Annotated in this window: 23 protein-coding genes, 1 tRNA gene and 1 pseudogene; 17 read left to right on the forward strand and 8 right to left on the reverse strand. The window is 45.2% G+C overall.

The window, feature by feature from the left end; translation table 11 throughout:
* Positions 1-22: 22 nt before the first annotated feature.
* On the reverse strand, positions 23-1,333 hold the full coding sequence (locus KKI13_03090) for an IS1380 family transposase (GenBank protein ID MBU4488039.1): 1,311 nt from the start codon (positions 1,331-1,333) through the stop codon (positions 23-25).
* Here KKI13_03090 and KKI13_03095 point away from each other — a divergent pair.
* Positions 1,300-1,611: pseudogene (locus KKI13_03095) on the forward strand (zinc ribbon domain-containing protein). The gene KKI13_03090 and the pseudogene KKI13_03095 overlap by 34 nt on opposite strands.
* Before the next feature lie 594 nt (positions 1,612-2,205).
* On the opposite strand, the gene KKI13_03100 reads toward KKI13_03095, so the two are convergent.
* The 7 genes from KKI13_03100 to dnaA form a co-directional block, all read right to left on the reverse strand.
* A tRNA-Glu gene (locus KKI13_03100) sits at positions 2,206-2,283 on the reverse strand.
* A 9-nt stretch (positions 2,284-2,292) separates the two neighbouring features.
* On the reverse strand, positions 2,293-2,550 hold the full coding sequence (locus KKI13_03105; protein MBU4488040.1) for a hypothetical protein: 258 nt from the start codon (positions 2,548-2,550) through the stop codon (positions 2,293-2,295).
* Between the two features lie 73 nt (positions 2,551-2,623).
* A complete protein-coding gene (gyrA, locus tag KKI13_03110; protein ID MBU4488041.1) occupies positions 2,624-6,514 on the reverse strand; it encodes a DNA gyrase subunit A in 3,891 nt (1,296 codons plus the stop codon).
* An 11-nt stretch (positions 6,515-6,525) separates the two neighbouring features.
* Entirely contained in the window at positions 6,526-9,012 is a 2,487-nt protein-coding gene (gyrB, locus tag KKI13_03115) for a DNA topoisomerase (ATP-hydrolyzing) subunit B (GenBank protein MBU4488042.1), read from the reverse strand.
* Complete coding sequence (locus tag KKI13_03120; GenBank protein MBU4488043.1) at positions 9,013-9,312, reverse strand: DUF721 domain-containing protein; 300 nt, start codon at positions 9,310-9,312, stop codon at positions 9,013-9,015.
* Between the two features lies 1 nt (position 9,313).
* Positions 9,314-10,408, reverse strand: coding sequence for a DNA polymerase III subunit beta (dnaN, locus tag KKI13_03125; protein ID MBU4488044.1), 1,095 nt, complete (start codon positions 10,406-10,408; stop codon positions 9,314-9,316).
* 249 nt (positions 10,409-10,657) lie between these two features.
* The gene (gene dnaA / locus KKI13_03130) at positions 10,658-12,076 is read right to left on the reverse strand and encodes a chromosomal replication initiator protein DnaA (protein ID MBU4488045.1); all 1,419 of its coding nucleotides are present in this window, start codon (positions 12,074-12,076) and stop codon (positions 10,658-10,660) included.
* A gap of 394 nt (positions 12,077-12,470) precedes the next feature.
* Here dnaA and rpmH point away from each other — a divergent pair, with 394 nt between their 5' ends.
* The 16 genes from rpmH to gmk all read left to right on the forward strand — a co-directional run bounded on the left by rpmH (position 12,471) and on the right by gmk (position 24,690).
* The gene (rpmH, locus tag KKI13_03135) at positions 12,471-12,608 is read left to right on the forward strand and encodes a 50S ribosomal protein L34 (GenBank protein MBU4488046.1); all 138 of its coding nucleotides are present in this window, start codon (positions 12,471-12,473) and stop codon (positions 12,606-12,608) included.
* Entirely contained in the window at positions 12,605-12,958 is a 354-nt protein-coding gene (gene rnpA / locus KKI13_03140; protein ID MBU4488047.1) for a ribonuclease P protein component, read from the forward strand. The genes rpmH and rnpA overlap by 4 nt, the downstream gene beginning before the upstream one ends.
* The gene (yidD, locus tag KKI13_03145; GenBank protein MBU4488048.1) at positions 12,958-13,170 is read left to right on the forward strand and encodes a membrane protein insertion efficiency factor YidD; all 213 of its coding nucleotides are present in this window, start codon (positions 12,958-12,960) and stop codon (positions 13,168-13,170) included. Before rnpA ends, yidD begins: the two co-directional genes overlap by 1 nt.
* A 21-nt stretch (positions 13,171-13,191) precedes the next feature.
* Entirely contained in the window at positions 13,192-14,796 is a 1,605-nt protein-coding gene (gene yidC / locus KKI13_03150; GenBank protein MBU4488049.1) for a membrane protein insertase YidC, read from the forward strand.
* A 49-nt stretch (positions 14,797-14,845) separates the two neighbouring features.
* Positions 14,846-15,031: a Jag N-terminal domain-containing protein gene (locus KKI13_03155; GenBank protein MBU4488050.1), complete on the forward strand. Its 186-nt coding sequence runs from the start codon at positions 14,846-14,848 to the stop codon at positions 15,029-15,031.
* 73 nt (positions 15,032-15,104) lie between these two features.
* Positions 15,105-15,908 (forward strand): AAA family ATPase, encoded by an 804-nt coding sequence (locus tag KKI13_03160; GenBank protein ID MBU4488051.1) that lies wholly within the window; start codon positions 15,105-15,107, stop codon positions 15,906-15,908.
* Positions 15,909-15,974: 66 nt separating this feature from the next.
* On the forward strand, positions 15,975-16,832 hold the full coding sequence (locus KKI13_03165; GenBank protein ID MBU4488052.1) for a ParB/RepB/Spo0J family partition protein: 858 nt from the start codon (positions 15,975-15,977) through the stop codon (positions 16,830-16,832).
* A gap of 56 nt (positions 16,833-16,888) precedes the next feature.
* Positions 16,889-18,325: an MBOAT family protein gene (locus KKI13_03170; GenBank protein ID MBU4488053.1), complete on the forward strand. Its 1,437-nt coding sequence runs from the start codon at positions 16,889-16,891 to the stop codon at positions 18,323-18,325.
* Positions 18,326-18,350: 25 nt separating this feature from the next.
* Entirely contained in the window at positions 18,351-19,274 is a 924-nt protein-coding gene (locus KKI13_03175) for a hypothetical protein (GenBank protein ID MBU4488054.1), read from the forward strand.
* Entirely contained in the window at positions 19,271-20,272 is a 1,002-nt protein-coding gene (locus KKI13_03180) for a hypothetical protein (protein MBU4488055.1), read from the forward strand. The genes KKI13_03175 and KKI13_03180 overlap by 4 nt, the downstream gene beginning before the upstream one ends.
* Positions 20,273-20,274: 2 nt before the next feature.
* Positions 20,275-20,538: an acyl carrier protein gene (locus KKI13_03185; protein ID MBU4488056.1), complete on the forward strand. Its 264-nt coding sequence runs from the start codon at positions 20,275-20,277 to the stop codon at positions 20,536-20,538.
* Positions 20,535-22,019 carry an acyl--CoA ligase gene (locus KKI13_03190; protein MBU4488057.1) on the forward strand — a complete coding sequence of 495 codons (1,485 nt, stop codon included), beginning with the start codon at positions 20,535-20,537 and terminating at the stop codon, positions 22,017-22,019. Before KKI13_03185 ends, KKI13_03190 begins: the two co-directional genes overlap by 4 nt.
* Before the next feature lies 1 nt (position 22,020).
* Entirely contained in the window at positions 22,021-22,632 is a 612-nt protein-coding gene (locus KKI13_03195; protein MBU4488058.1) for a TPM domain-containing protein, read from the forward strand.
* 86 nt (positions 22,633-22,718) lie between these two features.
* Positions 22,719-23,216 carry a nucleoside-diphosphate kinase gene (locus KKI13_03200; GenBank protein MBU4488059.1) on the forward strand — a complete coding sequence of 166 codons (498 nt, stop codon included), beginning with the start codon at positions 22,719-22,721 and terminating at the stop codon, positions 23,214-23,216.
* Between the two features lie 13 nt (positions 23,217-23,229).
* Positions 23,230-24,111: a YicC family protein gene (locus KKI13_03205; GenBank protein ID MBU4488060.1), complete on the forward strand. Its 882-nt coding sequence runs from the start codon at positions 23,230-23,232 to the stop codon at positions 24,109-24,111.
* A complete protein-coding gene (gmk, locus tag KKI13_03210) occupies positions 24,112-24,690 on the forward strand; it encodes a guanylate kinase (protein ID MBU4488061.1) in 579 nt (192 codons plus the stop codon).
* The last annotated feature ends 15 nt before the right edge of the window (positions 24,691-24,705 follow it).

The raw sequence follows: 24,705 nt of genomic DNA on the forward strand, positions 1-24,705 counted from the left end.
AACCCGGATTTTGCAATAGAATTTAAGTTTTAAACGCTGTAGCCCACGAAAATTCATCAATTTTAGCAAACAATCCTTCAAACCATGGCCTTCGTTTTTGAGCCAAAGAGACCTTAAGCACTTTTTGGCGGTATTTTTTCCCAATCCAGCTTCCTATTGCAAAGCATTGGAATCTTATCGTCTGTAATCGAGGTTGTATTTTAAGGCCGAGAACCGCCTGCCTAAACAGACTAACCAAATTATATGCCACCATAACACATCTGAATGCGGCTTCAGTCGCGTAAAAATCTTTCGTACAAAACCCATTTAGGCCAAAATCATGTTTTAATTCTTCGATTCTATTTTCAGAATCAGCTCTTTGCCTGTATAGCCGCCAGACTTCAGGCGCAGGCAGGCCGAGGTTTGTAACCCAAGCTTGATATCGATAGTCATGCATATCAAAAAGATATTTGCCGCCGGCTTGCGGCCGTTCTTCTACCAATTGGCGAATAGCTGTAATCCTGCGCGCTTTTTGCCATGATCCGGCCTGATATTCAAATTCACCGCATTCGATTCCATTGTCAATTCTTGTCCAATTTTTTATCGCTTGGATTTTACCTTTTATTATAGAATTCATCTTTGCGGCAATAATATATTCCAAGGCTTTGTTTTCAATATCATCAATAAATTTTCCGTCGAAGAATCCGGCATCGGCCCGCAATAAGCCAATACGATGCTTGCCTAATATATCCATAGTTTCGGACAAAAATACTTTTGCTCCGTTGGCGCTTCCCGTATTGCCTGGCCTTAACCAACTATGAGCTACCATGCGTATATCCGCGATGAAAGCCATAATTGGATGATGGCTTGGCCTGCCGGGTTTACGCGGATTATATCCAACGAGACTGCCTTCTTGACTTCCATAACGTGTTATAACCGAAGAGTCTAAATCAAGCGTAATGGTCTTTTCAGGAATTTGTTCAAAAAACCATTTGTTAATTTTGCCAAAAACATTATCAACACATTCTCTGTTGAACTTCTTAAAAAATCTCGTATAGGTGCTTACGCAGGGCATACGGTTCCATCCAAAAATCTCTTTTAAGGCATCATCGAATCGCACCATTGCAGTGTGGGAGAATCTTACTCCGCCCAACCATACGCTAACCCAAAAACTTTCTATAACTTGGACAGGATTATATCCGCAGTTCGATGCAGGCCATGGCAGGCAGGATTCCTCTAGAACTTTTCTAATTTCTGTCCGATCTAAAAACTCTTTGAACATCCGCATCCCGCCCCATGCCGTTACTTTCCTGTCGGTAAATTCCCACTGGATATTCTTTGTTATTGCCTGCATCTTTTTGTGCCTCCGTCATTTTTACATGCGTTGTCGTAACCCCTAATATTATAGACAATTATATCACTACCTGCGCGTTAAGAAAAGAAGCTATTGCAAAATCCGGGTTAAACGGGCTTATCAAATGCGGTAAATGCGGCAGCTCCTACATATCCTATTTTGCCTACGGCCGGGGCCGCAGAAAATTCTACTACTATGCCTGCAGCCGCGCCTTCCAGAAAATGGGATGCGATGCCTCAAAAATTCCTGCCATAGGTTTCGAGAAAGCCGTGATCGACTTCTTCAGGCGGGCCTCGAAGGATCAGGATATCGTGGTAAATGCCATAGGCGATGCTATCCACGATTCGAAAGACAAGCTCTCTAAAGTCGAAAAATCCATCACGGAAATCGAGAATAAGCTAAAAGACGCAAGGCATACGGCCGATAAGCTGCTTACTCTTGCGATGGAAGGCGCTGTATCAAAAGGCCCCGCTTATAAGGCCAAGATGGATGCTGCGGATATTGAAATCCTCACTCTTGAAGACAAGCTGTCAAAGCTCGAAGCCCGGCGCCGCGTGACTCAGATATCTGCCGACTCAGGCGAGTTCTTATACTCGAATATCCGGTTTGTAATGAAGCATATAGGCACGGCCCCGCTGGAAGCTCAAAAGACCCTGCTAGAGTCCATCATTAAGTCCATAACGATGTCTGAGGATCATATCGAGCTCAGGGCATACATCGGTCAGCCCTTTGCCGAGATTGCCTGTAATCTGCCCAACGTACCCCATAATAACTTCAGTAACCTCAGTAATACCTCTGAAAATAAAACAGGCCCCCAAAGTGACTGCGGGGCCCTTGTTGCTGACGCTCATGGTTCAAAAGAGCGTCCAAATTGGCGTCCCCATGGGGATTTGAACCCCAGTCGCAAGCTTGAAAAGCTCGTGTCCTAGGCCAGACTAGACGATGGGGACGCTATGAAATTATTCTTTTGCGAAGAAATTATAAAGTTTTGCTACAAGCCAACCCGCTCCGAATCCGCCTGCGAAGCCGTAACATAGGCCCAGCAAAGCGCCGTTGGTACTTATATCGTAGCCGGGCAATACGGAAGCCAGTGAATATAGACAATACTTGCCATATACCCTGGCAGTCCACAGCGAACCAAGAGTTAACAATAAAATAATTATGCCACCTATCAACCCTACGGAAAAACCTAAAGCCCTTGCGTTCAGCTTCATCATATCCCCCTTATTTACGCTTTTGGCTTCCGCCGGAGGCGCCGTGCCCGCCTACACCTTGTGGCGGGGACCCGCCTCAGGCGGGCAGCTGCGTGTCCGCGGCATCATCTTCTTTCACCACGCTTGCCATGGTTACAACGCTATCTTTTGAGTCAAGTTTTATTATCCGCACGCCTTGCGACGCGCGGCCGGTTGTCCTTATGTCCTTTACGGCGCACCTGACTACCATGCCCTCATGAGTCATCAGCATGATATCATCTTTGTCGGAGGCCATTCTGAGCCCGACTACGGGGCCGTTCTTTGCCGTAACCTTCATGTTGATAACTCCGGACCCGCCTCGTGACGTCAGGCGGTATTCGGAGACTGGCGTTCTTTTGCCGAAACCTTTCTCTGTAATGCTCAATAAGGTCGCTTTCTTGTCCTTCAAAACGGCCATGCCGATTACCTCGTCTTTTTTGCCCAGCTTTATGCCGCGCACGCCTGTGGCGTTTCTACCCATGCTCCTCACCAGCTTCTCCGGGAAACGTACCGCTTTCCCTTCTTTAGTCGCGATAAATATCTCTTCGCCCTCTCCGGTGAGTTGGGTATTTATGAGCGTGTCGTCTTTTTCTATGTTGATAGCGTTTATGCCGCTGCGCCTTATATTTTCAAATTCCGTTAGTTCCGTCTTTTTAACGGTACCGTTCTTTGTCACCATAAATAGATATCTTCCCGCTTTAAATTCTTTGACGGGCATACTTGACGCCAGATTCTCGCCCTGCGCAAGGCTTAAGAGGTTCACAATGGCCTTGCCTTTCGACTGTCTGCTCGCCTGTGGGATATCATAAACTTTTAAAAGATGCGCTTTGCCTTTATCGGTAAAGAAGAGCATGCTCTCGTGCGTTGATGCTATGAATATGTCTTCGACGAAATCCTCTTCTCTCATCTCCGCGCCCGTCACTCCCTTGCCGCCCCTCTTCTGCTTGCGATATGACGAAACGGGGAGCCTCTTTATATAACCGGAATGACTTATAGTGATGACAACATCCTCCTCGGCGATTAAGTCTTCCATCTCGAGCTCTTCCACCTTGCCCAGGATCGCGGTCTTTCTCTCATCGCCGAATTTGTTCTTTAAATCGAGCGCTTCTGTCTTTATTATCTCCAGCACTTTCTTTTCGCTCGCGAGAATGTTCTTGAGATATTCTATCTTTTTGAGAAGTTCCATGTATTCGTTGTCTATCTTTTCGCGCTCAAGATTTGTCAATCGTTGCAGCTGCATCTCAAGTATCGCCTGGGCTTGCCGCTCAGAAAATTCGAATTGTTTCATCAGCGCGTCTTTTGCGGCCTTGGGATCCTTAGACTTCTTTATTAAACTTATGATCTTATCGAGATTCTTCAGCGCTATCTTCAGGCCTTCGAGTATATGCGCCCTATCCTCCGCTTTCGCAAGATCGAATTTTGTCCTGTTGGTTATTATCTCTTTGCGGAATTTTATGTAATGCGATATCACTTCCTTCAAATTGAGCACTTCCGGCCGGTTGTCGACGAGGGCGAGCATGATGATGCCGAATGTCGTCTGCATCTGCGTATGCTTATAAAGCTGGTTTAATATGACCTCGGCGGTCTGGTCGCGCTTAAGTTCTATGACTATGCGCATGCCGTCTTTGTCGGATTCGTCCCTTATGTCGCTTATACCTTCTACGCGCTTCGACTGCACCAGATCCGCTATTGATTCAATCAGATTCGTCTTATTTACCTGGTAAGGTATTTCCGTTATCACTATTTGCTGTCTGCCGCTTTTCAGGTCTTCTGTATTGGCTTTCGCGTGAAGCGTGATTTTCCCGCGGCCCGTCTTATACGCCGATATTATGCCGTCCTTACCGCAGATTATACCTCCCGTCGGGAAGTCCGGCCCCTTTATATGTTTCATTAGGTCTTTTATGTCGATCTCGGGGTCGTCTATCACCGCCACGACACCGTCGGTCACTTCTCTTAAATTGTGCGGTGGGATATTCGTCGCCATCCCGACCGCTATGCCGCTTGAGCCGTTTATCAAAAGGTTCGGCAGCGCCGCCGGCAATACCGTAGGCTCTTTTAGCGTGTCGTCGAAATTCGGGACAAATTTAACCGTCTCTTTCTCTATATCGGCAAGTATCCAATCTGTAATATGCGCCAGCCTGGCTTCTGTGTATCTCATCGCGGCCACCGCGTCACCGTCGATCGAGTTATGCACGAATACCCCGTCTGCGAGCGCGAAATTGTGTGTCTCATCTATCGTTAAGTCAAAAACGTCTTCTTTGATGTTCAATTTTTTAACGCTTACGACTTTATGATTTAATACGGCTTCGGCTTTAGCTGCCGGTTGCTCGGCAGGAAGAATGTCTCTAGCATATAAAATCTCATATACATCGGAAATGTCTCCCCCAAAGTACTTTTCTAAGCCTTTGTCATAAGTAACAATGCCCTCGCCTTTTCTAGAGCCGTAATTAAGTCTTTCTTTCTCATAATGTTCCGAATTTATACGGCCATATTTTAATACGGCCTTTTCGCAAACTTTCAGAAATCTGCAACAATGAGCTTTTTTGCCATTTTCAGCAAGGATGGGCATAAACGTGCTTCTGTAATCGGGGTTTTCCCAAAGCCTCTTTGATAGTTCTGCCATTTGTTTTCTTACGGCAGGTTTTTGAGCTCTTTCTCTATTAAGCTGAGTAATATGCGCCCTATGTTCCGGGTTGGCCCACATACTATAAGAATGCTGCCGCGTAACCTCGGCCATATGGGCAGCATAGTTTTTATCCATCCATTTTATTTTCATCTCTTTTGACTTAAGCCCGCCTCGCCACGCGCTATAGCCTGGCTTTTTCCAAAGTTGCTTAAGCCGCTTGCTGGATGCTTCGCTCATATGTTGTTTGAATAACGGGTCTTCCCATTTATTCTTTACAGCCGCTATCATTTTCGCTCTATATTTAGGATTATCCCAATTCTTATGATTCAGTTCCTTGAATAAACGAGAATATTTTTCTCTTACGCCTTTAGTGCCCCAGTATTTGGCTCTGCCTTCGGCTAACCGTCGGACATATTCGGGATTGTTCTTGTGCCTGTCCGCCGTTAATTTATAATGTTCCTGCCAGTGCTGTCCCCAGGGCAATCTTCGGATATTACCCGGATTATTATTGAGCTTGTTAAAATCGAGATGGTGTCTTACTTTCCCCGTGTTTTTCGCATAAATACGACGCGATATGTTCCATTCATCTGCAAGTCTATGCGCATAATCCCACTTGTTGGACGCTGGTTGGTAGATCATGGTGTAACCCGCCATATTCGGATCTTCCTCATGCGATGATAATCTGGCATACAAGGGCATAAGAGCTTCGCCCGGTTTTAAGTTCTTTGCTTCTTCATAAGTTCCGCCTCTCAACATAAATTTATGGTTAGGCGTACATCTTACCTTTGCGCCATTGTCTAGCTCAACTTCAACTAACGTTGCGTTCTTTTTCGTTATCCTTGGCAATCTAATTTCGGCTATCTTAACTCTGCCGTTCTCGCCGTTATAAGTATAAGTATAATTTTTCCTCCCTCTACCCGCTTCTTCGACTAGTTCGCGGAAAGACAGATTTCTACCGTCGGTAAGCTTTACCTTCGTATCACCTGTAAAACAACCAAAATTCCCCTGGCCGTCGATCAGAGGGTACCGCAGCGAAAAATCCTGAACCATTCTCGCAAGCGCGTCATAAACCGCCATGTCTCCGTGCGGGTGATATTTTCCCAAAGTTTCTCCCACTATTCTCGCGCTCTTCTTATAAGGCTTATTGTGTTCGAGGTTCAAATCTTTCATCGCGTAAAGTATCCTGCGATGCACCGGCTTAAGCCCGTCGCGCACGTCCGGCAGGGCGCGGCCCACAATTACGCTCATGGCGTAACTTATGTAGGATTCCTTCATCTCGTCTTCAATATAAACCGGAACTATCTTTTCGTTTTTCGTATACATGCTTTATCCTTTTAAATATCCAAATTTCTAACCTGCGGGGCGTATTTATATATAAAGGCGCGCCGCGGCTCGACCTGGTCTCCCATGAGCACCGTAAACATCTCATCCGCTTCAACGGCGTCCTCAAGGGTGACGTGGAGTATAGTCCTTTTCTCCGGATCCATGGTCGTCTCCCACAACTGTTGAGGATTCATCTCCCCCAAACCTTTATACCGCTGTATGGTCATGCCCTTTCGCCCGGATTCCTTAACAAACGCCGCCAGTTCCCGCATGCTCGCAAGAAACCTCTTTTCATGTTCGGTCTCTACCTTAAAAAGGGGCTTCGGCTCTTTCTTGTCGGACGTTTTTGCTTTGACCGGCGCATCTTCCACAACAGGGTCGTAATCCTCTATATCCATATTCATGCTTTCTAATTTCTCAACAAGCTTCTCGATCTCGCGCGCCTCGAAAAGCTCAATAAGATCTATCGCTTTCGTGGCGTCATATGCATCTTCGGCGCTTTCTTTACTGCCTTCCTCTTTAGTCGACTTACCTAAGGCCTTCTTATGCTCCTTTTCCAGCTTTGCGGTTACTTCGGCCAGCTCTTTATCGTCATAGAAAAATATGTCCTCGCCCTCCACTTTTGCCTTATAAATTGGCAATTTTTTGTCTTTTTTCTTGCGTAAAGAGATAAATTTTGGGAAGGGGACTCTCTTTTTTGAAATTGCCGTTGCTAACCTATCGAGCTCCACCAATACCTCCAGCATATTCAGAAGTTGCTTGCCTTCAAATACCTTTTTATCCTTAAGCCTGGTGAGCTGCATCCCCTCTGTGCCCAGTTCAAGCAGCAGGCTGTCCATGTCGCTTTCCGTATCTATGTATTCCTCTCTTTTACCTCGCTTAACCCTGTAAAGAGGCGGTTGCGCTATGTATATATGGCCCTTTTCCACAAGTTTCGGCAGCTGCCGATAGAAAAATGTTAAAAGAAGCGTTCTTATGTGTGAACCGTCCACGTCGGCATCGCACATCAGTATGATTTTATTATAGCGTAGATTTTCGAGATTGAATTCCTCGCCGACGCTGGTCCCTAGCGCGCTTATCATCGTACGTATTTCTTCGTTTGAAAGGATCTTGTCCAGGCGCGCCTTTTCCACATTCAATATCTTTCCTTTGAGAGGCAATATCGCCTGATAACGCCTGTCTCTCCCCTGTCGTGCCGAGCCGCCGGCCGAATCTCCCTCCACCAAATACAATTCGCAAAGCGCCGCTTCCTTTTCCGAGCAATCGGCCAATTTACCCGGGAGCGAACCGGAATCGAGCGCGCCTTTTCGCCGCGTCAGTTCCCGGGCTTTGCGTGCCGCGTCACGAGCGCGCGCGGCGAGTATCGCTTTATCCACTATCTTATTCGCGACCGAGGGATTTTCTTCCATGTAAGAACTTAACGATTCATTTATGACCGCCTCTACTATACCTTCTACTTCGGAATTACCCAGTTTCGATTTAGTCTGCCCCTCAAACTGCGGATTCGGTACCTTAATGCTTAGGACGCAGGTGATGCCCTCCCGCACATCATCGCCGGAGAGGGGCACTTCGACGTTCTTCAATAAATTCTTATTCTTGCAATACTGGTTAAGTGTTCGGGTCAACGCCGACTTCAAACCGCTCAGGTGCGTCCCGCCCTCGGGGGTGTTTATATTATTTACGAATGAAAATATCGTTTCGGTGTAGCCGTCATTGTATTGAAACGCGACTTCGACTTCTACATCGTCTTTCTTGCCCTGAAAAGAGACTACTTTATTGTGTAAAGGTGTTTTATTCTTATTAAGATACTCCACGAAAGATGTTACGCCCCCTTTGAACTGGAATTTATTCTCCTTGTCTGCCTTTTCGTCTTTTAATTCTATTAAAAGGCCGCTATTTAAAAACGCGAGCTCTCTCAATCTGTTGGAAAGCGTCTCGAAACTGAATACTGTTTTAGGGAATATCTCTTTATCGGCTCTAAACGTTACTTTTGTGCCCGTTGAAGCGCTTTTGCCTATAACCGTCAATTTTGACGCGGTTTTGCCGCGTTTATATTCCTGGTGGTACACCTTATTATCGCGCCTCACTTCTACCTCAAGCCATTCGGAGAGCGCATTTACCACGCTGACGCCCACTCCGTGCAAGCCGCCGGCGACTTTGTAGGTCCTGTGGTCGAATTTCCCTCCGGCGTGGAGCGTTGTCAGCACTACCTCGACCGCCGGCTTCCCCTCGCCTTTATGGATATCTACCGGGATGCCTCTTCCATTGTCGTCCACTGTAACGCTATCATCGGCATGGACGGTTACTTTTATGTGGTCGCAATAGCCGGCGAGCGCTTCGTCCACAGAATTATCCACCACTTCATAAACCAGGTGGTGTAAGCCAGCGACGCCCGTGTCTCCTATGTACATAGCCGGCCTTTTGCGTACAGCCTCTACGCCCTCCAGAACCTGTATAGTCCGCGCGTCATACTCTTTTACCCCGTCTTTTTTTGCCATCTATAGTTCTCCGATTCTAAACTGTAATTCTTTTATCTTATCCTCGCCCAATATTTTTCTCATCTCCGCGAGCAGGGCCTCTTTCTTTAAGGTAAGCTCGTACAGCCAGCTTGAGCCATCCACATTTATTACTAAGCGTTTCTTCCTAAGCGCGGCCGGTTTTGTGTGCTTAAATGCCGCTTCTCCCGCCGCTCTTTTCCAGGCGGATCCTATATCTTCGGTTGTGGGCCCGCTATCCCGCTCCAATCTCCCTATCAGAGATTTTATCAGGCCGTCTATGCGCTCCGCTTTATTTTTCATATTACGTTAACTGCATAGGCAGGACTACATATATATATTTTTCTTTTGTCCTTATGACTCCGGGTTTTTCGGGGTCCTGAATTTCGAATCCTATCGTCTCTTCGTTTAAATTCTTCAGCGCGTCCATTATATAATTGGGGTTGAATCCTATGGAAAGCGAAGGCCCTTTATAGTCAACGCTTATCTCTTCCCTGGCCTCGCCTATATCCGGCGAATTTTTTGACACCACCATTTTATCTTTTTCTACATCTATCTTTACCGCCTGCGAGTCCGGCGTCGTAAGAAGACTGGCTCTTTTTGTGGCGAGGAGAAGTTTTTCTCTGTCCACGACGATCTTTTCTTTTACTTCTTTCGGTATTACTTGTTCGTAATTGGGGAATTCTCCCTCTATCAGCCTTGATATTATGACAATATCCCCAAGATTGAACATCATTTGATTTTCGCTGAAAGACACGGTAACTTCACCGTCATCTTTTAAGTTTCTTAATAATTCTTGGACGGCCTTGGTTGGAATTATAATGCTCTTTTCTATGTTCTTCTCAAGCGTTGCTTCTTTTTCTATTAGGGCCAGGCGCCTTCCATCTGTCGCCACCATCCGGATCGTATTCTTTTTTATCAGCATGTGAACGCCGTTTAGTATATACCTGGTCTCATCTCTGCTCATTGCGAATGCCGTCATGCTTAGCATATTTTTTAACAGCGACTGGTCCAACTTCACCGCATCTTTGTTTTTAAATTCCGGTAATTTAGGGAATTCGTCTTTTGGTATACCCATGATTTTGAATTGAGTATTCTCACAGGTGATGTGCGCCATATTATTTTTCTTCACAGATATTGTGACGCTCGACTCCGGCAACTCTTTTATAATATCCGCAAATCTTTTAGCTGGTAAAGTAATCGAGCCGGCCGCGCTGATATTTACGGGAATAGTCGCGATTATTCCCACATCTAGATCTGTCCCGACTATACTTAGCCCACTTCCGGTAGTTTCCAATAATATATTTGATAATATTGGTAACGCGCTTCTGGTTGATATCGCGTTTTGAACGGCTGTTATACCTCTTAATAATACGTTTTTGCTTCCCTCTATTTTCATGTCTCCTCCAAGAAGTTCATATGGTAACACAACTACTATACTTTAACAATTATAATTTATTAAAAAGATAGAAGTCGTAGTAGGGGCTGTGCATATGTGGATAACCGTGCTATAGTTATCCACAATAACGAGTTAACAAAAGCATAACCCAGACCAAAAACTACTACAATCCCCAACCAAACTCCCAAAAAGGGATTTTAGGGGCTACTTATAAGACTTGTCAACACGTTATCCACAAAGAAAACCCGGTCAATTAACCCCCGTTATAACCCCGGAGATCTTATTGATCATTTCCCGCGCACCCTTCTTCGCCTCTATGTCTTTATGTATCTTCTCATAAGCATGCAAGACGGTACTATGGTCTCTTCCACCGAACTGCTGGCCTATCTCAGGTAATGAAAAATCGGTCAAATCCCGCGCAAGATACATAGCCACCTGCCGCGGATACGCAATGGCCCTGCTCCTCTTTTTACTGCGCATGTCAACCAGCCTAATGTCAAAGTACTGGGCGACTTTTTGCTGGATAGCATCAATTGTTATTTTTTTACTCTGTTCAATAAGAACATCCTTCAAGACTTCTTTAACAAGATCAAGGTTAATCTCCTTACCTATAAGCTTTGCGTAGGCGACCACCCTAATAAGAGCGCCCTCCAACTCCCTTATATTGGAACGGATCACCTCAGCTATAAAATACGTGACATCATCGGGAATGGTTATTAACGCTCTTTCGGCCTTTTTTCTCAGGATGGCGATGCGCGTTTCAATGTCGGGCGGTTGAATATCCGTGACCAAGCCCCACTCAAACCTGGAAACCAGCCTTTCTTCCAGGGCCGGTATGTCCTTAGGCGAGCGGTCACTGGACACCACTATCTGTTTGTGGGCGTCATAAAGCGTGTTGAATGTGTGGAAGAACTCCTCCTGCGTTGACTCCTTGCCGGCGATAAAATGGATATCGTCTATAAGCAGAAGATCCACATTGCGGTACATCTCCCTAAATTTCAAGGTTGTCCTGTTTTGTATCGCGCTTATGAGCTGATTTGTAAACTTTTCGCTCGAGATATAAATAAATTTTATATTCGGTTTCTTCTGAAGCAAATAATGGCCTATTGCTTGCATGAGATGAGTTTTACCAAGCCCCACTTTTCCATATATGAATAGCGGGTTATAAGCCTTGGCGGGAGATTCGCTCACAGCGAGCGCCGCCGCGTGGGCAAACCGGTTGCTTGGGCCCACAACAAAATTGTCAAAAGTGTTTTTTGGGTTTAATTTCGATTCATCGGTAGGCAAGTTCTTTTTAAAAAAAGGAAAAAGCGGTTTTTTTGGCTCTTCAACTACTTTGGCTGCAGCCCCCGCAGCCAAAAGGGCGTCTTTAACGGCGTCCTCTCCCCCGGCTGGCGGTGGTTGCTGGGCCTTGTCGGGCAAAATCACAAACTCGAGCTCCACTTTTTTGCCGGAGGCCTTTCCCATCGAAGTAATGATGTGTTCTGTATAATGTTCTTCAACCCAATTCTTGAAAAATTTATTAGGCGCACCTAAAACAACAGCTTTGTCATTTACCTCCACAAAGATGATAGGCTCAAGCCAGGTTTGGTAGGTTTGCCCGCTGACACGTTCTTTGAGCAGTGCCAACGTCTGCTTCCATATAACATTCGGTTCTTTATTCGTCATTTATTTTAGCTTGTCCACTTATCCACAATATTTACATTTTCGTAACCCATTTAAACAAAAAGAGAAGCGTAAATATTTCAGTTTTATCCAAAGGTTATCAACACGTTATCCACATGGTTAAAAGACATCGGGAAAAACCTCTTACCGGCCTACCTAACATTATAGGCAGTTTGACAGATCGTAGAGCCGGCGCCTGCGCCAAAATCCAACGCACAGGTTACAAAGCTTGCCTATTATAGCAGACGCAATTTTTTTTTGCAAGGGAAAAGTAGAAATTTCTTGACTAATGCCGGGCGTATGGTATAATGGCGTCACTTTTAGACGTGTAGAGCGGCGGAGGTTAAACCTCCGCCGCTAATACTTATTCTATTTTCCGACGGGGAAAAGGAGAACGATGAAAAAGACCTTAAGGACAAAATCAAACAGAAAAAGAAAGAGGGCCCACGGTTTCAGGGCGAGAATGGCCACCCGCAACGGCCGTAAGGTGCTGAAGCGAAGAAGAAGAAGAGGCAAAAGAGTATTGACGGTATGAGCGAGCACTCGTTCGGCAAGGCCTGCCGCCTGAAAAAGAGCTTCGAATTCCGACGGGTGCGGGAAAAGGGCACTTTATCAAGAGGAAAAATATTTTCCCTGTGTTTTATGAAGAACGGGCTGGACTGCCATCGCCTCGGGTTGTCCATAAGCAGTTCCGCGGTTCCACTGGCATCAAGCCGGACGCGGGTAAAACGAATTATACGCGAGACTTTCAGGACAAGCAGAGATAGGATGAAAAGCGGGCCGTACGATATAGTTGTCTACATAAAAAGGCAGCATAGCGGCGCAATCGGCCCAGAAGCGGCAAAAAAAGACCTTATTTTTCTCATGGAAAGAGCAAGAGGATAATGTTTAATCACGTAGCTATTAAATGCATAGATTTTTATCATAAGTATTTGTCAATATTGAAGTTACCATCGTGCCGCTACCATCCCACATGTTCTCATTACACCAGAGAAGCGATAGAGAAGTACGGGGTTTTCCGCGGTTCCATCAAAGGCGCCTTACGCATTTTACGGTGCCATCCTTTTTCGCGCAGCGGCTACGATCCGCTGTCATAACCCAAATAAAACGGAGTGTTCATGGACAAAAAGACTATTTTAGCAGTTATCTTATCGGTTTTAGTGGTGATCGGCTACCAGGTGTATACCGCGAAATTTTATCCCGCCGTTGTAGAGACGGGTACAACCCAGGCGCCTATTAACAAAATGTATCCTTTGCCCGGCGAGAAGGCAGGGGCGGGGGCTGTTGCAATATCAACAGCGTCGGAAGAGATTGCCGCCAGGGAACTGCCCGAGAAGATAATCATAAAAGAGACCGAAAAGTATATAGTGGAGCTGAGCAGCGTCGGCGGGTGCATAAAAGACATAAAGCTGAAAAACGGCGGCTATTCGCCGTCTGACAAAGGATCGGATTTAATAGCCATTCAAAAGCCGGAGAACGCAATCTTCAATATGGAGGGTTTGGGATTCGGCGGGCTTTCAAAGACCGGTTTTAAGGTGGAAGAGAAGGGTAACGAGATAATATTCTCTTCTAAATTGGCCGGCGGGCTAGAGTTAGTAAAGAAGTATATTTTTTATAATTCCTTATATAACATAGACTTAGAAGTGTATATAAAAAATAATAGTAGCGCACAAGTGAGGACGTCTTACACAATAAATACCGCAGCGGATATCGGAGTGGACAGTAGTATAGATAAACGTTACATTCAGGCAGTTGCTGAAATAGACGGTAAAACCAAAAGGAACAACGGCGCCAAGGGCAAGGGCCTTTTTAAAGAAGGAAGTATCGGGTACGCCGGGCTTCAGAATAGATATTTTTCCGTTATAGCCAAGAGCAATATACCGACGGACGGGCTGCTGGTAAAACGGCTTGACGATGAAAACATCTTATCAGCTATAAGCGTAAGCGAGTTTGCAATATTGCCGCAGTCGGTTTTGTCCCATAAATTTGTACTTTACGCGGGCCCGACCAGCAAGAAGATAATGAGCGAATATGGCATCGAGAGCGCCGCAAGCTTTGGCTTCCTTGGGGGCATCAGCAATATTCTATTAGCCGCGCTGCGGCTTTTTCATAAGGTATTCAGAAATTGGGGCGTTGCGGTTATACTTTTATCCGTTCTGGTAAATCTGGTTTTATTTCCGCTATCGCGCAAAAGTTACGAATCCATGAAGAAGATGCAAACCGTTCAGCCCCATATGGATAAGCTAAGAGAGGAGCACAAAGACAACCCTCAGAAGCTAAACAAAGAGATCATGGAATTATATAAGAAGCACCAAGTAAATCCTATGGGCGGATGTTTGCCGCTTATTTTGCAGATGCCGGTTTTTATCGCCTTGTATCAGACCCTTATGAAATCCCTGGAATTGCGAGGTGCCAGGTTTTTGTGGATAAAAGATCTCTCTATGCCGGACGCGGTTTTACTGCCATTCAACCTGCCGTTGATAGGGGATAGCATAAATATTTTGCCTATACTTATGGCAGGGGCCATGGTATTTCAGCAGAAATTTTCTACGGCAAAAGGGGCGGGGCAAAGTCAGCAGCAGAAGCAGCAACAGCAGATGATGGTCATAATGCCCGTCATATTTCTATTTATTATGTATAATTTCCCGTCGGGGCTTGTGTTATATTGGCTTGTAAATACTTTGTTGACAATGTTTGAGCAGCGTGCTATAATGCATTCGTAGAATCAGGGTCAGACCCCGGCTGGGGTCTGACCCTAGCAGAGATGATATTATGAAAAGCATAGAAGTTGAGGCAAGAACCACTAAAGAAGCCATTGACATAGCGTTGTACAGGCTTCATGTCACAAAGGACAAAGTCGATATAAAGGTTCTTTCCGAAGAGCATAAGGGCCTTTTTGGCATGGAAGGCCATAAACTTGCCAAAGTAAAAGTTACACTTAAAGAAGTAAATGTATAGGATGTTCTACGTGGAACATCTTTTTATTTAAGCAATAAAGCACACTTAAGTGCTCTCCTACAATAAGGTTACAATGGGCAGGGTAATATCTGTTTGCAATCAAAAAGGTGGAGTGGGGAAGACCACAACAGCGGTTAACCTCTCCACCTTTTTTGCTTTATCGGGCAAGAAGACATTATTGATAGATATGGATCCCCAGGGGAACGCCACAAGCGGCCTTGGCATTGACAAGGGGAAGATAGAGAAGACCATTTACCACGCACTAATAGAGCAGAACAAGGTGGAAGAGATAGTCAATAATACGCAAGTATCCAATTTATCTATAGTTCCGTCTAATTTAAACCTGACAGGTGCAGAGGTGGAATTGGTAGGAATGATGGGCCGCGAATTTAAACTGAGACACGCCATTGAGACGATACGGCAAGAATATGATTTTATAATACTTGATTCACCGCCATCACTTGGCCTTCTGACCATCAATGCCCTTACCGCCAGTGATTCCGCACTCATACCTATCCAATGCGAATACTATGCGCTTGAAGGCCTGGGGCAACTGACAAAGACGTTGGATCTTATCAGGAGAAATCTCAATCCGTCATTGCAGATAGAAGGCGTGCTTTTGACGATGGCGGATTACCGGACAAAACTTACTGGCGAAGTAATAGAAGAAGCGCGCGCTTTTTTCAAAGAAAAAGTTTACAGTACTGTCATCCCTCGAAATATAAAATTGACAGAGGCGCCAAGTTTCGGCAAGCCCATCGCGCTCTATGATATGTCGTCGCAAGGCGCGCAGATGTACAAGCAATTGGCTGACGAGATTTTGGGATACAAATCGCCACAAGTACTTGATAATGTTAATGTTGCGGATAAAATGTAATGTAGCCCCTCGACTTTGCTCATGGCGATTTGCGAACGAGCAAGTGAGGGCAAACCGGAGAATGAAATGGAACGGAAGGCACTAGGCAGAGGATTAGGCGCTCTTATTCCAGAGCAGGAAATAGCCAAAGAAGACAGAATATTATATGTGGAACTCGGCAAAATAAAAGAGAACCCATTGCAACCGCGGGAAAAATTTGACCAAAAGAAACTGGATGACCTCATTGCCTCCATAAAGGAAAAAGGGGTAGTCCAGCCGGTCATAGTGCGCAGTAAAGACGGCGGGTACGAGCTTATAGCGGGAGAGCGGCGAATGAGAGCTGCCAGGGCGCTGGGTATGGAAAATATACCCGTGATTGTAAGGGATGTGAGTGACGCGGATGCGTTAGAGTTGGCACTGATAGAGAACATACAACGCGAGGAGCTTAACGCCATAGAAGAGGCAAAGGCATTCCAGAAGCTAATGGTGGATTTTGGGTTTAGCCAGGAAGGGGTGGCCAAGGCAGTGGGGAAAGACCGCGCGACCGTGGCGAATACCATAAGATTATTGGGCCTGCCCAAAAGGGCGCAGGAGATGATATCCGAGGGAGAGCTTTCTCCGGGGCACGCAAAAGCGCTTCTTTCGCTTTCGGGTGAACACGCCATACTGAAATTGGCCAACAGTGTCGTTAAAAAGGGCCTGTCGGTAAGAGAAACAGAGAATCTCATATACAAGAAAAAGGCCGGGTTACCGTCGGGAAATGTCCCGAAGGCAAAAGATCATAAGATAATGTTTTTTGAAGAGGAGATGCAGAGGCTGTTCGGCACGAAGGTCTCCATCAAACACGGCAAGAAACGCGGTGTGGTGCAGATCGATTATTACTCCCATGACGATTTAGAAAGAATTTATAATTTGATGAAAAATAGTAAATCAATAGACGGGTAGTAAAATAGTCATTATAAAAGTGGCTATGCGGGTAAAGAAGCACTCATAATTTTTATATGGCGTTTAATTCCCTACAATTTGTACTATTTTTCGTAATCGTTTACATATTATATCTTGCTTCCGGCCTCAAATGGCAAAATAAAATATTGCTTGCCGCCAGCTATGTGTTTTATGCTTTTTGGGACTGGCGGTTTCTTTCCATTATACTCGTGTCGACACTCTTTAATTATTACGGCGGATTAAAAATAGACGAGGTCGACAGAGATAGCGAGCGAAAAAAATTCCTTATTCTTAGCGTATGCCTTAATCTCGGCCTGCTCGGCTTCTTTAAGTATTATGATTTTTTCGCCGGTAGTTTACAGACGCTGCTGTGGTCATTCGGCTGGCGCATCAGCAAGGTAACGCTTAATATTGTGCTGCCATTAGGTATCTCTTTTTATACATTTCAGGCAATGAGTTATCCTATTGATATATATCGTCGGGTGATAAAACCTACCAGGCACTTTCTCGATTTCGCCCTATTTGTTGCATTTTTCCCGCAATTGGTGGCAGGCCCCATTGAAAGAGCCAGAAATATGCTGCCCCAGATACAGAGCAAAAGGCACATTACATTAGATCAGTTTTATACAGGTTGCTGGCTTATATTCTGGGGGCTTTTCAAGAAGATAGTCGTTGCCGACAACCTTGCGAAAGTAGCAGGCAGAGTTTTTGGTGCGCAAGGGGCCTTTACCGGCATCGAGACATTAATCGCTACATATGCATTCGTGTTTCAAATATACGCGGATTTCTCCGGATACTCGGATATGGCGAGAGGTTTGGCCAGGCTCATGGGTTTTAATATCATGATTAACTTCCGCGTACCCTTTTTTGCCTCAAATTTATATGACTTCTGGCAGAGATGGCATATCAGTTTAACTACATGGATTAAGGAATACCTCTTTTATCCGCTGGCGCTGGCAAAATTTCTCGGAAGGCAGCTTAAACCATATTCGGTCGTAATAATAACGTGGGCGATTATGGGATTCTGGCATGGCCCTGCCGGGAAATTCATATTATGGGGCGTATATCACGGTGTGCTTATTGTACTTTTCAGTAAAATACGCCCGTACCTGAAACTCATAAGACCACAAAATCGCTTATTAGCGGGAAGCCTTCTGACCGGCCAGATATTAACCGTTTTCCATTTATTCTGCATCGGCATCTTATTTTTTGCAGCAGAATCTACGGCGCAGGCATTTGGAGCATTATATAGCATATTTTTTAATTTTAAAATAGGGCATCTTTACACCATGCACATGCCGACCTTAGCCGCCATATCAATGTGCATATTTCCGATGATGTTAATCGAATACTTCCAATACAGGACAAACGACGAAATGGTTGTATTCAGATGGCCAGCGCCTGTAAGAGGGCTTGTTTATTATGTAATATTGTACTTAATAATTTTTTATGGAGACTTCGGTGCGCAGAAATATTACTACTTTCAATTTTAAAGTACTCCCATGGGGAGTCCTGATTATGGCAATACTCTTTTTGTTGACAGAATGGTTTCTGTATTCAAACCGCGCCGAGCTGATAGATGATTACTGGAATAAATTTCTGATAAACGAACACGTGCTTATAGATATGCCGGGGGACTACGACTACCTCATAATGGGGGACAGCGTGCAGAAGACAGGAATAAACCCGATTCTTGTGAGCGAGGACATTCTTAATTTAGGGCTCCCGGGGGCAAAACCGATGGGCCAATTTTTGATGCTCGAGAGGTATCTGAAAAAACATAAGCCGCCGAAGGCGATATTCTTATTCGTCGATCCGGAGCGTTCCTACGATTCTCTTTTGGTTATACTGCGCTATTTTGTGGACATGCCCGAATTCGTTTCCATTTGGGGAGATTTAAACTGGGAAGAGAGACGGTGTTTTATGATGAGATATTGGGCAAGCCTGGACGAGAGGGAAGTCAGGCGCGTAGAAAGGGACAAGTACGGACAGAGTAACGCAGTTTTTATCAACGATATGGAAAAAAACCACGGATACATGCCCTCTCCGCGCGCGAACGTGGCGATCGGCGATACTTATTTTACCGAACATACCGAGCGCTATCAGAAAAGGATATCGATTTCGAAGGAAGATATGAAGTATCTCGACAAATTCATGAAGCTGGCCTCCTCGAATGACATAAAGGTCGTATTTCTGGGGTTTGTGGTCCCTACGGAATTACACCGCATCTTGGAAAAGAGCGGTTTTAATACCGATTACCTGATATTCTTCCGGGCACTACAACGAGTCTATCCGGAGGCCATTTTTGTGGATAGGCCTATTCTTCATCTGGAGAATAAATATTTCGGTGACATGTCGCATTTAAATAAAGAAGGCTCCAGCGTCTACGCCGAATATTTTAAGATATTGTTTTATAGTCTCAGAAACGGAGGCGCGATATGAGAAGGTGTAGAAGATGTGTCCTGCCGGACGATTTCCCCCGCGTGAGGCTTGACAACGAAGGCGTGTGCAATGTATGCCGGAGCTATAAAGGAAAAAGAGATTCCTCCCGCCTCAGGAGAGAGTATAAAAAGAAGTTCGAGAGCCTCGCCAGACAGTACAGCGGCAGGAATGAATATGATATCCTTATGTGTTACAGCGGCGGCAAAGACAGCACATATACCCTGAGCCTCCTGAAGGATGTTTATAAGCTGAGAATATTGGCGTTCACTTTCGACAATGGGTTTATGCCGGAGAGGACAGCCGTTAATATACGGAATGTCGTAGAGAAGCTGGGCGTAGACCACATCTTTTTTAAGCCGAACTTCGATATACTGAAGAAGATCTTCAGAGAAGCCGCAAAAAGGGCCTTATATCCGCCGAAAGCCATCGAGCGCGCCAGCACAATATGCACCTCATGCATGGGTCTCGTTAAATATTTATCGCTAAAGACAGCGATTGAAAAGGAGATCCCGTTAATAGCTTTCGGGTGGTCTCCCGGGCAGGCGCCGGTTACCTCGTCGGTGCTTAAGATAAATCCGGTGATGATAAAAAGCATGGAGAAGGTCATAAAAGAGCCGCTCTTTCGCATAATCGGCAGGGATATCGGCGCATATTTCCTTAACGAACGCCATTATGCCAGGGCAGAGAAATTTCCTATATTCATTCACCCCCTGGCCTTCCACGGGTATAACGAGAAGAAGATATTAGAGAAAATAAAAAAATTGGGGTGGGAAATGCCCCACGGGGTTGAGCTAAACGCTACAAATTGCTATTTAAACCCCTTTGCCGATGAGGTACATATAGCAAAATACCATTTTCACCCTTATGCGCTGGAAATAGCAGCTCTTGTGCGGGAAGGATGTATGACCCGCGAAGAAGGCTTAAAGCATATGCCGGTCAGGAAGAATCAGAAGATTGTAAAACTGGCAAAAAAACGGTTAGGGTTATCAAGGGAATAACCATGAGTGAAGACATAAAAGGCAAAATAAGAAAATTTATCGTGGACAATTACCTCAAGCGCTTGCAGGATAATCAGCTGAAAGATAATGATTCATTTCTTGAGCAGGGCATAATCGATTCTATCGGCGTGATAGAGCTGACCAATTTTATTCAAAAGGCCTTCCGTATAGAAATCGAGGTTTCTGAGATCATTCCGGATAATTTTGACACGCTGAATAACCTGGAAAGATATATAACGAAGAAATTGAGAAAAGACGCAAAATGATCGCCTATCTCGACGATATCGTTTCGAACGCCGCAAAAAGATATCCTCATAATATTGCCATCATAGAGGCCGGTAGGAGGACAAAATCTGTTACTTACAAAGAGCTTGAAAGAAGGGTCATTGCTTTATCGGGCTACCTGGTGCGGAAGGGGTTAAGAAAAGGAGAGAGGGTCGGGATCCTTTCAAAAAATTCCATTACATCCGCTGCTTTGTATTTTGCCGTATCCCGGGCCGGCGGCATAATCATACCGCTTAATCATGCCCTTGACCCGTCGGGCATAATTGAGCGCGCGAATCATTGTGCTATTTCCGCATTATACGCCGGGAAAGAATTTAAGAAACAGGCCAAAGAGATTGCCGATAATGTTAAGTCTGTCAGGTTTGTCGTTAAGAATATAGGGTACCCCGCCGCACTAAAGAAAGCCCGCGAGACATCCACAGGAAGCCCTGTTTCTATAATCTATACCTCAGGCACGACCGGAGAGCCGCTGGGAGTTACACTCAGCCATAAGAATCTTATTTCTAATAGCTTGTCTATTGTGAAATATCTCAACCTCACCTCTCGTGACAGCGTATGTTGTGTCTTGCCGTTTTATTATATTTACGGCCTTTCGTTACTCTTTTCATATTTTTTAGCAGGCGGAACGATAGTGATTAATAACAGATTCATGTACCCCAATCTGGTATTGGATTCCATAGATAAGTATAAGGCCACAGCCTTTGCCGGGGTCTCATCCCATTACGCAATCATGCTCTATATGTCTACCCTTAAGAAGCGCAGGCTCAGGGGCTTGAAATATTTTATGCAGGCAGGAGACAAGATGCCGCCGCACATAACCATGGAATTAACAGAGGCGCTCCCCGATAAGAAATTGTACATTATGTATGGGCAGACAGAGGCCTCTCCGCGGCTGACTTATCTAAACCCCGATTTGGTAAAGAGAAAACCGGACTCAATAGGCAGGGCTATCCCCGGCGTAGAGATAAAAGTGGTAAATAAACAGGGTGCTGAATGCAGAGCCGGCCAGGAGGGTGAAATCGTAGCCAGCGGCGATAATATTATGCTAGGCTACTGGAACAATGACAGTGAAACGGCAAAGGTTATAAAAAAGAGACGGCTTTATACGGGTGATATCGCCTTTAAGGATAGTGACGGCGACCTGTTTATCGTAGGACGCAAAAAGGATTTTATAAAAGTCGGCGCTAATCGTATAAATCCGTTAAAGATCGAACAATTGATGACAGAAGACAGCAGGATTATGGAAGCAGCCGCTATAGGAGTACCTGACAGAGTATTAGGGACAAGAATTAAGATATTTGTTACTCTGGTTCCCGGGGGAAAAGCAGGGCACAAAGATATTATACGATTTTGCAGCGGCCGGCTACCTTCTTATGTAAGACCCTGTGATATCACAATTCTGAAAGCCATGCCAAAAAATAGCTATGGGAAAATAGACAGGAAAAAGCTGGAGGCGATGTAATATGAAAAAAGTCTTTGTTTTTTGCGTGGTTGTATCAATTTTTGTTTTGTCAGCCGGCTCAGGGTTTGCCAAAATTGAGATTCCGGGAAGGGCCAGTACATGGGTAAACGATTACGCCGGCATTATCGATAAAGACACAAAGGCCTATCTTGAGCAGCTCTGCGGTTCCGTAGAGCAGAAGACATCCGATCCTATAGAAGTAATTGTCGCCACTTTTCGCTCTTTGGGCGGATGGGACTTAAGAGATTTTACCACAGAATATGGAGAGAAATGGAGAGAGGCGAAGAAAGGTAGAAGGGACAACGGAGTGATATTGCTGGTAGTTATGGATACTCAACAGGTTACAATAGGAGTGGGCCAGAACCTCAGGCATATAGTGACCCAGAAAACGATCGAAGATATAGTGCAAAATACCATTGTTCCTGAATTCAAAAAAAATAACTATGCTGGAGGCATAAAGAAAGGCACAGAAGCCATTGTCAGCATATTGAATAAAGCAGATATTCCCGCTAATAAGCCGATTACCGGGGCAAAACTTATTGCTTTGTTAGTGCTTATCGGAATAGGCTTAATTATTATTAGAGGCCTCCTTAAGAAGGGAGTTTCGGCTTAAGCCCTATTTTACGTATAAATGATTCATATATTGACGAAACCCGATTCCATTGCTATAATAATAGTTCTATTAGGGGATAGAATATGATGGAACAGACACTGATTTTGATAAAACCGGACGGTTTAAATAAATCATTGACCGGCAATGTGCTCACGCGGCTTTCCGAGACAAAGCTGGATATAGTAGCCGCAAAGATAGTGCAGGTTTCGCGGGACCTGGCAGTGGCCCACTACGGCCACATGAAGGATAAGCCGTTTTTTGAGGAAATCATAAAATACATAATGGGCGAATACCATAAGCGCAAGGTAATGGCAATGGTATATCACGGCGAAGACGCCATTAATAAGGTGCGCCAGATATGCGGCTCGACCAACCCCGAAGAGGCAGACCCCGTATCCATAAGAGGCGCCTATGGCAGGATTACGACCAAGGGCGTATATGAAAATGTTATCCACGCTTCTACCAACAGAGAAGAGGCGGAGCGAGAGATAAAACTCTGGTTCGCGCCCGACGAGATAATCGTTGACGCGTATCCGAGCAAAGAAGTAGAAATAAAAGCAGTCAAGAAGCGGATGTGGGTATAAAATACGGAGATTTATGATACGGAGCATGACAGGATACGGCCGCGGCGAGGCAAAAGGCCGGTTCGGCACCATAAAAGTGGAGATAAAGAGCCTCAATAATAAATTTTTTGACATTATCCCGAGATTGCCCAACGGCCTTAACATATTTGAGGACAGAGTAAGGGAATATATACAGAAAAAGATAAAGAGGGGGAGGATCAACCTTTCGGTAAATTACGATGAATCCCCGGCACGGGCGCGGAAACATGCCGCGCTGGACAGGAATTTGGCGTCGGCGCTTTTAAAAGAGATAAAATCTTTCGGCAAAGAGCATAATTTAAAAGGCGATATAGATATAAACCGGCTCATGATGCTGCCCGGTATAATAACTTACGAAAACCCTAAGACAGACACCGGCGAATTGTGGGCAAATCTAAAGAGGGCGCTGGACGAAGCTATAAAGAAACTGGATGAGTCGCGCATAAGCGAAGGAAAGCGTCTTTCTAAAGACCTTTTTTTGCGAGTCGTTAAAATAGAAAAAGCAATCGATGCAATAGAAAAGCGCTCCTCAAAAAGCGTTGAACACTATAAGGCGAAGTTCTCAAAAAGGATAAAAGAACTGTCCGGGGGTGTCGAGATAGACAAAGAACAGCTGGCGCAGGAAGTGGCGTTGTATGCCAAAAACTGCGATATAACCGAAGAGGTAATCCGGATAAAGAGCCACGCCGTAAGTTTTGAAAAGTCCCTTACCTCCGGCGGAGAAAAGGGGAAGACCCTCGATTTCGTAGCGCAGGAACTCATAAGAGAGATAAATACCATAGGGTCCAAAGCGAATGATTTCCCGATATCAAACCACGTCATCGCCATAAAAGGCGAAATAGAAAAAATCCGCGAACAACTGAAAAACATAGAATAAATGGCGAGAAAAAACGGCAAGCTTTTTATAATCTCGGCGCCGAGCGGAAGCGGCAAGACGACATTGTGCGAATTGCTGAAAAAAAAGGTGCCGCGCCTCGCAAGATCGGTATCGGTTACAACAAGGCCCCCGCGCCGGGGCGAGAGAAACGGCCGGGATTACATATTTTTGACAAAAAAGGAATTTGAAAAAAGAAAAAGAAGCGGCGGCCTGCTTGAGTGGGCGAGGAACTTCGGCCGCTATTACGGCACTCCGAAAGAGAGAGTCCTCAAATTACTTAAAAGCGGTAAGGATGTGATCCTTGCCATAGACGTCAAGGGGGCCATGAAGGTAAAGAGGCTGTATCCCGGCGGAGTTTTTGTATTTATAGTCCCGCCGTCGCTCCACGAGTTAAAGAAGAGGCTGAAGCGCCGGGGTACGGACGGCGCAAAGGAGATCAAAAAAAGGATAGAGATAGCGCAAAAAGAGATGTCATACTTACCGATGTATAATTACGCGGTGACAAACGAGAGCATAAATAAGGCCGTAGCGAAGTTGGAGGCCATAATTAAGAGCGAGAGACGAAAGATAAGGCGGTAAGAGGATATGGTAGAA

The sequence above is a fragment of the Candidatus Omnitrophota bacterium genome, assembly GCA_018894435.1.
Lineage (GTDB): Bacteria > Omnitrophota > Gorgyraeia > JAHIPI01 > JAHIPI01 > JAHIPI01.